This is a genomic window from Clostridium zeae, from assembly GCF_017312485.1.
In the GTDB taxonomy this organism is placed as follows: Bacteria; Bacillota; Clostridia; order Clostridiales; family Clostridiaceae; genus Clostridium_AR; species Clostridium_AR zeae.
The window spans coordinates 104868-115711 of sequence record NZ_BMBA01000008.1 but is presented as its reverse complement, the minus strand read 5'-3'; the positions used below and the strand labels follow the sequence as shown (position 1 = coordinate 115711).

The 10844-nt window shown below is 29.7% G+C and carries 8 protein-coding genes; 7 read left to right on the top strand and 1 reads right to left on the bottom strand.

Annotation, left to right across the window (positions count from 1 at the left end; all coding sequences use genetic code 11):
• The first annotated feature begins 189 nt into the window (after nucleotides 1-189).
• The 3 genes from J3477_RS22505 (at nucleotide 190) to J3477_RS22495 (ending at nucleotide 2682) form a co-directional block, all read left to right on the top strand.
• Nucleotides 190-801: a hypothetical protein gene (locus tag J3477_RS22505; RefSeq protein ID WP_206872489.1), complete on the top strand. Its 612-nt coding sequence runs from the start codon at nucleotides 190-192 to the stop codon at nucleotides 799-801.
• 367 nt (nucleotides 802-1168) lie between these two features.
• Nucleotides 1169-2455: a CDC27 family protein gene (locus tag J3477_RS22500; protein WP_206872488.1), complete on the top strand. Its 1287-nt coding sequence runs from the start codon at nucleotides 1169-1171 to the stop codon at nucleotides 2453-2455.
• 83 nt (nucleotides 2456-2538) lie between these two features.
• Nucleotides 2539-2682, top strand: a complete 144-nt coding sequence (locus J3477_RS22495) for a hypothetical protein (protein ID WP_206872487.1) — start codon at nucleotides 2539-2541, stop codon at nucleotides 2680-2682.
• A 128-nt stretch (nucleotides 2683-2810) separates the two neighbouring features.
• On the opposite strand, the gene J3477_RS22490 is transcribed toward J3477_RS22495, so the two are convergent.
• Nucleotides 2811-4028, bottom strand: a complete 1218-nt coding sequence (locus J3477_RS22490; protein ID WP_206872486.1) for an SH3 domain-containing protein — start codon at nucleotides 4026-4028, stop codon at nucleotides 2811-2813.
• A gap of 189 nt (nucleotides 4029-4217) precedes the next feature.
• Between J3477_RS22490 and J3477_RS22485 the strand changes: the two genes are divergently transcribed.
• The 4 genes from J3477_RS22485 (at nucleotide 4218) to wecB (ending at nucleotide 10841) form a co-directional block, all read left to right on the top strand.
• Entirely contained in the window at nucleotides 4218-6221 is a 2004-nt protein-coding gene (locus tag J3477_RS22485; RefSeq protein ID WP_206872485.1) for an LPXTG cell wall anchor domain-containing protein, read from the top strand.
• A gap of 175 nt (nucleotides 6222-6396) precedes the next feature.
• A complete protein-coding gene (locus J3477_RS22480) occupies nucleotides 6397-8208 on the top strand; it encodes an O-antigen ligase family protein (RefSeq protein ID WP_206872484.1) in 1812 nt (603 codons plus the stop codon).
• 737 nt (nucleotides 8209-8945) lie between these two features.
• Nucleotides 8946-9671 (top strand): sugar transferase, encoded by a 726-nt coding sequence (locus tag J3477_RS22475; RefSeq protein WP_228731346.1) that lies wholly within the window; start codon nucleotides 8946-8948, stop codon nucleotides 9669-9671.
• Between the two features lie 12 nt (nucleotides 9672-9683).
• Nucleotides 9684-10841 (top strand): non-hydrolyzing UDP-N-acetylglucosamine 2-epimerase, encoded by a 1158-nt coding sequence (gene wecB / locus J3477_RS22470; protein ID WP_228731345.1) that lies wholly within the window; start codon nucleotides 9684-9686, stop codon nucleotides 10839-10841.
• Nucleotides 10842-10844 lie beyond the last annotated feature (3 nt).

Genomic DNA, 10844 nt, shown 5'->3' with positions numbered 1-10844 from the left:
GAATTAATCACTGGTTTCTGGAAGATTAAAAACTATACAGTGAGGCAATGTGGTAAGATATTAATAAATAAAGTAATAAATGTATATAATTTATATAGAATCTCCTGTATAGCCACTTTATTTAAACAACATTGTTAAATGCAAAGTACAAGTAAGTACAGGAGAAATATAAGAAAGGTTGGATGCATTATGAAACGAGTAACAAAAGTTGCATGGTCCACAATAATAATAGTTATAATTGTGCTTATAGGGGTGGGAATATTCCTTATAAAGCCTGAAAAAGAAGTGCAATATTTTGATGCAAGTAAGATAAACTCTTCAAATACTAATTTATTTACAAACAAGGATATAGACCTTAAGACCTTTATTTTAAATGTAAACATTGATGAAAATAAATTAAACAGCCTTATCGCAACAAATAGTGATGTTCAAGATTTTAGAGCAGAAATAGTAGATGGGAAAATCATATTCTATAAGAAGGTACAGCTCTTAGGTGCACTTAATACTCAATATAAAATGGTGTTTAGTTTAAAGACAGAAAACAACAATATTGTTATGTTGCTTGAAAATGCGCATATAGGAAAAATTAAAATAGCAAACAGCACGGTTATGCAAGAATTGAAGAAAAATGAAAATCAATTCATGTCAGTAGATGAAGCTCAGAATAAGATAACAGTAAAACTTCAAAATGTTAAAATTTCAGATGCAAAGATTGAAGACAATATAATAAAGATAAAAGTAGATTTTAGCCAATATCTAAAAAATGGATTAGGCTTTATTAAAGATTTCTTTAATAAATAAGAGATGTTATAAACAATATTTTAAAACATAACCTAAATAAAAACCGGAATTACAAATTTAAATAAATTATGTTAATGAAAGTTGGTTATGATAACACTTTTTGTGGTCAATAATAGTATTATAATTAATAATTTAACATATTAAGAATATAACTAGAAAACTTTCAATTTATTAACATTATTTTATGTTTTATAGTGATTTTTTGTTAAAAAGTATTATAATTATAGATGTATGAGGTTTCAGCTTTAACTTTTAGTTTATGCGTGTTGAAAAGTATAAGGGTGTGATTTTTGAACAAGTATAAAATAAGTTTCAGTAGAGAAGCAATTTTGTAAATTAAGTGATAAAAGGGGCAGGGGTGATTGGGTTGGATTTTTATAGTCCTAGTGAAAAAATAAGACTTATGAGAAAAAAGTTTAGAATTAACCAAGCTGAGATTGAAGGTGCCAATATGACAAGAGCCTTCATAAGCATGATGGAGAGTGGAAAAAGAAATGTAAGCAAAGCAAGCTCAAAAGCTTTAGCTGAAAGGTTTAATGAAATAGGAAAAAGAATTTCTGTTAACCTAGATTTAGATGATGAATATTTTTCGAGGCAACCAGACGAGGATGCAAGGTTTTACTGTGAAGATGAGTTACATAAAGAAAATGATCACAAAAAACTTGAAGAGCTTATAAAAATAGCTAAACAATTTAAATTAGATGATATATCGGCTAGAATATATAAATTAGATGGTGATAAGTATATTGAAGAAAAAGAATATACTAAAGCATTCATGAGTTTAAGCAATGCTCTTGGTAAATATAAAGAACTTAAAGACGATAAGTCACAGGTTGTTATTTATAATAGTATAGGGTCTTGTAAGGCTAAGGTAAATGAATATGAGGAAGCAATATTTTATTATAAACAGGCTATAAGTTATGCTTCTCAAGAAAATGATGATACAACTCTTTTAAAGGCCATGAATAATTTATCATTATCTTATTACCATACTAAGCAGTATGATAAGTGTATAAAGACTATAGATGATAACATACTTACTAACCCCAAATATAATGAAATAAATAGAGGCATTATTATACAAGCAAGGGTTACTAAAGCAGTTAGCTTATATGACTTAGGAAGAAAAGAAGAGGCGGTTAAAGAGTATTTTAATATAAGTGAAGAAATCAAAGATGAAGACGAAGTGCTGTTAGCTGTTTTATATAACAATATAAGTAGATATTATCTCGAAGTTAATGATTTTCAACAAGGGTTGAAATATGTTACCGAAGCTCAAAGGTTAAAAAGCAAGGTAAGTAAGCAGACATTACCTAATACAATAAACACTAAAGGGCAAGTATTTTTTAAGCAGGGATTTTGTGATGAAAGCATAATGCTTTTTGAATTAGCTATAGATCTTGCAGAGGAATATAAACAATTTGATATGCTTTTAGAAAATTATAAAGATTTAGTAAAAGTTTATGAAGCTATAAATGATTTGGATAAGATAAAGCATGCTATGGAAAACTTTTTAAATACTTTAGAGCAATATGATATTGAAAAGGGTAAAAGCTATGCCTTATATAAATTAGCGGAAGTATCTGTAAAACAAGGGGATAGTAGCAAATCCATTGAATTTTTAAATAAATTAGAACCATTCCTTGGAAAATAATTTAATTTTTTGCCAATTAAATAATGTAATATAAACCATAATATGGTATGATGGTTACATATATATTTAAGGGGTGATTGGGAATGAGAAATAAAATTGCAAAGGTTATTTTAAGTGTAATGTTGGTAGCAGTAGTTGCTGTTCCTGTTTTAGGGAATGCTTCTCCAAAATTGCATGGAGGCATTGTTACTACTCAAAGTGGAGAAGTTCCAGAAGTATCATTTTAAATTTAATTGATCAAAAAGCTAGAAAGAGTCTTTATGCTCTTTCTAGCTTTTTCTTTTTGTATACCAGCATATGTAAATATATATGTTTATTAATTTTTATTATCTATATTATTAAGTAAGCATTAATCTTAGTACCAGTATTTACTTAAATCACTACTTGGAATTATTAATAGCTTAGGATTTTGGCTTGGGTCAACCCAAGTAATTAAATCTTTCATCTGTGCCTCAGGCATAGAAACACAACCAGCAGTTCCGCCACTGCCATTTGTGTGAACAAATATTCCTCCACCTTTGTTGGCAGTTTGATTAACATTATAATCTGTAACTAGTGCATACTTGTATTGATTAGGATAACTTGCAAGATGCTCAAAATCGCCGCCTGGATTGTTATGTATAAGTCTATTGTAAGTTGAACTTCCACTATTAAGGTCCCAGTACATATCATCAGTAACCTTAGTATAGCTATATTTAGAACCTGGATTATCAGCTATTCCAAAGGCACTTAATATACCAAGTACCCCAGCAGGAGTTTTATCAGTAGACTGCATTCTATTTGATATATAGGCTAGACCACTTGTACCTACTCTTCCGTTAGTTTCAGTCTTTAAGTTCCAATCCTCGCCATTTTTTTGATAGAACTTTATATTAGCATAGCTAGAACTCATGCTACTGGTTGTAACTAAGATAACCTGGCTGCTATTTGATAACTGCGGAGATTTAAAACCTTTTTTTACCTCAGGTGTTGGAGCAGCGGGTTGATTAGTAGTGGTTGCAGGTTTATTTGATGAAGCAGTACTATTAGATGCTGCCTTAGCAGCTTCCGCACTTTTTTTTGCAGCCGCCTCAGCTTCTTGTTGTTTTTTTGCTGCTTCCTCGTCGGCCTTTTTATCATCAGCGGTATATTCGCTAAGGCATTTAGAATTTACCCAGCCTTCTTTGGAAGCATATTTAACCTTGTACCAATCCTCTTGCTTACCTAAAACGTCAACAATAGTGCGCTGTTTTAATTTACTTATTACATTAGCTGTTTCAGTTGGATTGTCTCTAAAGTTAACTATCTCAGTAGTTTTACCAGTAAACTTCTGCTCTACAAATTGAGATTCTGGCTTTGCAACAACTGCTTCAGTTTGTGTTTTATCTTTATTTGAATCAGCTTCATTAGCTTTTGCTGTTGTTGATAGCTTTTTTTCGTCAGTTAATACAGTGTTGTTAGCTTTAGTTTTATTGTTTTTATTATTAGTATGTATTAACACTCCTACTACAGCTACGCATAAAACAACACCAGAAGCTGCAAGTATTATAGATTTTTTTCTATTGCTACTAATATGTTTTAAAAGCTTATTCATATAAAAACTCCTTGTTATGAAATTATAGTGCTGTAAATAGTTTATCAAAAAGGTAAAAATATTAAAATAGTATATTACCGGTAGGAAAAGCTTACTTGTAGGTGATTAAGAAAATTATGACTTAGACTATTGTAACAATTATGGATATAATATACTATTGATTTAAATGGTTTATTAGGGGGAAGAGATATGAATAAAGTAAAAAAAATTATGAGTTTAGCAGTAGTATGTATTTCTATGTTAACGTTATCTCCAACAGGGGTTCTTAACAAGAGAGTTAGTGCAGAAGAAAATATACCTAAATATTTAAATTATGATGAAGGAGAAACATCATATAACTATCTATATAAAGATAAATTAGCAACGCAAATAACGCAAACTTTTAATGATAATACGAGTAAATCAGAAGAGTGTTATTTTGATAATGGAGTGAAGAAAAAGTTAGATGGAAATATTGGGATCAGAAGGAACTATAAGGAATTTGAGTATTCCACTGATGAAGGAAATCAAAAAAATGAATATTATATATTTGATATGGAGCAAGGAAAGGTTTCAGGGTTAAATAAAACTTTTGAAAAAGAGAAAATTATAAGCGAGAAGTATGGTAATAAATATAAGATAGGTATTTCAAGTTATGCTACTAGTAAGAATTATGGAGGATGGGGATATTACTCAACAATAGGCTCTGAAGACTATAAAAAAGGCATAATTACTCCAGATGATAAAGTTGTTGAATATGAAGACAATACTCAATGGTACAATGATACGGTTGATGGTGATAATTATTATGTGCTTTTATTTAAAGTGACTGACCCATCAGATTCAGATGTTTATTTAGAAAAGATAAATAAGGATGGAAGTTTTAAAAAGTATGAACTTGATGACCAAACTAAAGAAAATTATAACGTAGTAAATGTACTAGTTTCTAATAATAAAATATACTTGCATTTATGCAATAAGAAGGATCAATCAGATAATTTTTATTATAAAATGAATGTAAATGGAAACATACTTACTAAAGGTGAAAAGTTATTTGATATCTTAGATGATAAGTTTACTAAAGATTATTATAACAACTTTTGGAGAGTAGAAGGCGGATTTGTATATAAGTTTGAAAATAGTCAATGGGTTAAGAAATATCAGGTAGATTCTAATATGAATAATATTTATGTGTATGATGACAATAATCTTTTAGCAACAGGGTTGATTAAAGGTAAAGATGAAAGTGGAAGTGATAATAAATATATATACAAAATCATAAATAATAAAACAAATCCCTATGTAATTAACATACCAACTGAACCACAAACTCCAACAACTCCAAGTACACCAACAACTCCAAGTACACCATCAACTGGAAGTGGACAAGATAATGGCGGTACAAGTAATACTGGAAACACAGGATCTAACTCAAATAATCCTTCCAATGGAAGTACAACAAACGGTCAAAACACATCAACACAACCAAATGGGTCAACTACTACAACAACAGAAGAAGTAGTTGTAAGTCCAGTTAAAGATGGAGTTTTACCAATAGCAGTTAATAAGTTAGATAAAGATGGAGCAAATTTAGCTGAGGTGGCAAACACATCTAATGCTAATAAGGTAGAAGTTACAATAGCAGATACAAAAGCTATAAAAGAAGGAATGGGCTCACTTCAAGTTAAAGTGGGACAAAACTATCTTTTAAACTTGCCATTTTCAGTGGTAGATAAAACATTACTTACTGACACAGCTAAGTTAGTTTTAAGCACTTCAGCTGAAAGTAACACAGATTTAGTTAAGGGATTAAAAGCTGTAAAGAAACTATATAGTTTTGACCTTACAGTAGTTGATGGAGATAAGAAGACAGCAGTTCATAAGTTTGCTAATGGAGCTGCAGAGATAACGTTGACTTTAAGTGATGAAGAGTTAAAAGGTTTAGACAAGAATAATTTAGCTGTATTCTATTATAATGAGGAAACAAAGAAATTTGAACTTATGGAAACTAAGGTAGATGGAAACAAAATAACTTTCAAGACACCTCATTTTAGTAAGTTTATAATAGCGGAAAAATCGACCAATACAACTGAAGTGCTACCTAAGACAGGTTCAAGTTTCGGAACAACTGCAATAGTAACAATAGGTTCAATGCTCATGTTGTTAGGTGTTGTATTTTTAAAACACAGAAAAATTATTAAAGTTAACAGATGATATTAACGTTGTTAAATAGATGGGAATTACTTATAATGAAAGAGGTGGCTAAGCCATCTCTTTTATTCTTTAAACTAAGTATTATAGTACTTAAAAACTTATTTAATCATCTTAAATTTTATCGATAAAACTTAAGATGATATAATATGATATCTAAACTGAAGGGGGAGGTAGTTTGAATAAAGATATACTTATTTTTGTTTTGCCATTTTTGATTCCGTACACTGTTATTGGATTTGAAGTTGGTAATGTACTTTTACCCTTAGTGGCAATCATATATATTGCGTTATATGTAAAAAAAGTTGCTTTAAATAGAAATATAATAATTGCATTAGTTATCTTATTTCTTTTAGCTGTAATCTCCTTAGTAAGCAATTTTAACTTCTTAGCCTTAGGAGGAATAAGTCTATATTTATCTCCTATATTTTACTATGTGATTTACTGTTCTTTGAAGGAAAATAAGAGAAAAGATGACATTATGAAATATACAGTGTATATAATGGCGGCTGTTTCTTTGGTATCAGTTATTTATGAAACGATGTATTTAAAGCTAAGAGTCTTTGGCTTGTTTGGATATGCAAATACCTTCGCATTATCCCTTTTGATTCTTATACATATAAACAATATAAGGAAAGAAGATTTTTATAAGACAACAATAGATATTATATTTATAACTGCAATATTTTTTACAGGGTCAAGGAATACATTTTTATGTTTAGTTATATATAGTACAGTCATTTTAGTAAGTAAAAAACAAGTTAAGCCTGTTGCAAATATTTTAATGGGAGTTATCTTATATAGTTTAATATCGACTATTTCTATAGCAGGACTACTACTTGCGCCAATATTAATATACATATATGAGTTAATAGCAAAAGGTGTTAATAAAGGATACAAGAGCAGAAATAAACTTTTTGGGTTAGCTGTAATTATTGCTGCGTTTATAGTTATATTAATTGCAGGTAGCAGTAATAGCATTGAAAGAATAAGAAATCTAGCTTTTACCAATGGATCAATTCAGAAAAGAATGATAATCTTTGGAGATGCTATTAAAGCCATAGAAAATATACCCTTTGGACATGGAATTAATACCTTTAGTAAGCTACAATACTATTTTCAAAGTGCCAATTATAGTGTAAAGTATGTGCATAATTCAGTGCTACAGATAGCTTTTGATATAGGAGTACTAGCGGTTGTTCCGTTTTTATATTTGATCTTTTATGCTGCAATTAAAAGATGTAAGAATTTTAATGATAAAAACAAAGCTATAAATGCTTTAAACATAAGCATATTAATTATAATATTTTTTCACAGCTTATTAGATTTTGATTTTTCTTATTCAAGTATATTTGCACTTTATATGTTGCCACTTTCAGATGTCCTAGAGTATAACAAAGAATTTTATTTAAGAAAAAAAAGCATTACTGCGGTAATCTGTGGGATTCTTATATTTTTAACAATCCTTCTATATAATGAAAGTGCATTAAAGCTAGGAAACTATATGATAAGTAGTAGCAATTATGAAAGTGGAAGAAGTGTTATTTCAACTGTACTACTTAGAGATAGTAGATATTATCAGCTTATGAGTGACAGTTATAGGGAACAATATTCTGAAATTTATGATTCAAAGCTTCTTAATGAAATGGAAAAAAATTTAGAAACAGCAATTAGATATGACGGGGAAGATCTAGATCTTAAATGGAATATGGCATATGTTAAAGGAAAACGTGGAAAGTATGAGGATGCTATTAGTATTTGGAATAGTATACTCTCAGTAGAGAAGTATAGCCCAAAGGTTTATAAAACCTATTATAATTATCTAAGTGATTTAGAGGAAAATAGCAGTAAGAATTTTGCTAAGCAGATAGAAAGAATTAAACAAAAGCATGCTGAAGCGTACTTAAAATTAAACCCAATAAGTAAATATATAAAGCATCAATTGAAGCAGAGTTTTAAGGAGACTTTAGAGAATGATATAAAAGATTAGAGATGATAGATGTATTACCCTATTACGACAAATTGTGATATGGTAATACATTTTTTTATTATAGAAGGAATTATAAAATTTTAATGACAGCAAAACTTAGTAATTTAAAATGATTTTAATAGTATCTACAGTCATATAGTAAAAGCCTATTTATCTACCAAATGAAGCTATATGTGTAAAAAAAGTTTGCTAAATAAGATCACCTCAACGACTTTTTTATGTATATTATGTGAAAATGTGTGAATTATGTATTGAGAAGTCAAGCAACTTATCTAATATAAAAGTAAAGCAAATCAAAGAGAATGGGAGTAAATGTCTGTATAATTTGATTTAATAATGTTAAAATGTATTATAGAGATATGCAGAATGCAAATATATGTACAAAATTACGAAAATAAAACAATAAATTGTAATATATCACAAGGACTTCGACAAAAAAAGATGTTGGTAATAATTGGTGTATATTTAGTGATATGCATTATTATGGTTTTAGATGCATTAATTTAAGTGTGGAATGTAAGTGTTAGTATGTGTTATAATTCAATTAAATAAAAAACAATAATAAATGAAAAAAATGGGAAAAAGTCTTGCACGCTATAATTGGACATGCTAATCAAGCGGTATTATAATAAAAACGTTACAAAAAAGTTAATAAAATTGAAAAATTAATGAATTTTATATAGAGTTTTTAAATAAACATATAACATTATAAATTTTATGGTAAGGGGGAAGGATTAATGTCTAGCCTAGGTGAAGAATTATTTAGTGCGGAAATTCAAGAAGAATTAGCTATGGAAGAAGAAATTGTTGTAAAAGAGGAAATTAATAATAATTTTGCTATCAAAGGCGACAGGAGAATTGTATATCACACAATAAAAAGAATTCTAGATATACTAGGAGCTTTACTTGGTTTGATAGTGGCTTCACCTGTTTTTTTAATAACTTCAATTTTGATAAAACTAGACTCAAAAGGCCCGATTTTCTTTTCCCAACAAAGGGTAGGACTTAATGGAGGGCTGTTTAAGATGTATAAATTTAGGTCCATGGTTGTAAATGCAGAGGAGCTAAAGGAAATACTTCAAAAACATAATGAAATGGGCGGAGGTCCTATGTTTAAAATGAAAGAAGATCCTAGGGTTACTAAAATAGGTAGATTTATAAGAAAAACTAGCATAGATGAACTTCCTCAACTTGTTAATATATTAAAGGGTGAGATGAGTATTGTTGGACCAAGACCAAGTCTTCCAAAGGAAGTAGCAAAGCTTGAAGCATGGATGCTGGAAAGACTTGAGGTTAAGCCTGGGCTTACTTGTTATTGGCAAACTTCAGGAAGAAGTGACATTGGTTTTTTAGATTGGATGAAGCTAGATGTTAAGTATGTAAGAGAAAGAAGTACTTTGGTTGATATAAAATTAATAATTAAGACCTTCAAAGTTTTTTTAGGGGATGAGCACGCTAGATAGGGGGATATTGTATTGGGGAATCTAATAAAAGTACTAACTGTATTTGGTACAAGACCAGAAGCAATTAAGATGGCTCCTCTTGTAAAAGAGTTAGAGAAGAGAGAAGAAATAGAGTCCATAGTGTGTGTAACAGCTCAGCATAGAGAAATGCTTGATCAAGTATTAAAGTTATTTAATATAGAACCAGATTATGACTTGGATATAATGAAGGAAAAGCAAAGTCTTATTGGTATAACAACTAAGGTTATCGAAGGGTTAGACAATCTCATCAAATCAGTAAAACCAGATATAATACTGGTACATGGGGATACTACAACTACTTTCGCTGCAAGCTATGCAGCTTTCTGTAATCAAGTGAAGATAGGGCATGTTGAGGCTGGTTTAAGAACTTTTAATAAATATTTTCCTTTTCCGGAAGAAATGAATAGAAAGCTAACAGGAGCTATGGCTGATATGCATTTCTCGCCAACTGAGAGTTCTAAAATGAATCTTTTGAGAGAAGGAATAGAAGAAAAAGATATATTTGTAACAGGCAATACTGTAATTGATGCAATGGATAAAACTGTGGAAGATAACTATAAATTTGAAAATGATATTTTAAATAATATAGATTTTGAAGATAAAAAAGTAATTATGGTAACAGCACATAGGAGAGAAAATTGGGGCGAAGGAATAGAAAATATATGCAAAGCTCTAAAGAGTATTGTGAAGAGAAATAAAGATGTTGAGTTAGTTTATTTAGTTCATCTTAATCCTGTTGTAAAAGATGTGGTAGAAAAACATTTGTTGAACGAAGAGAGAGTACAACTACTACCTCCATTGGATACTAAAGAAACTCATAATCTTATGAATAAAAGCTATATGATAATGACTGATTCAGGTGGTCTTCAAGAAGAGGCACCTCACCTCGGTAAACCGGTATTAGTACTAAGAGATGTTACTGAAAGACCTGAAGCAGTAAATTCAGGTACAGTGAAATTAGTAGGTACAGACTATAATGTAGTATTAGAAAATGCTGAAGAATTGCTGTATAATGAAGAATTTTATAAAAGCATGAGCACTGCGGTAAATCCATATGGTGATGGCTTGGCTTCAAAGAGAATAGTAGATAATATTCTATATTATTTTAATAAAAGAAAATATAAATCAGAAGAATTCAAAGGGGAGTAAGTG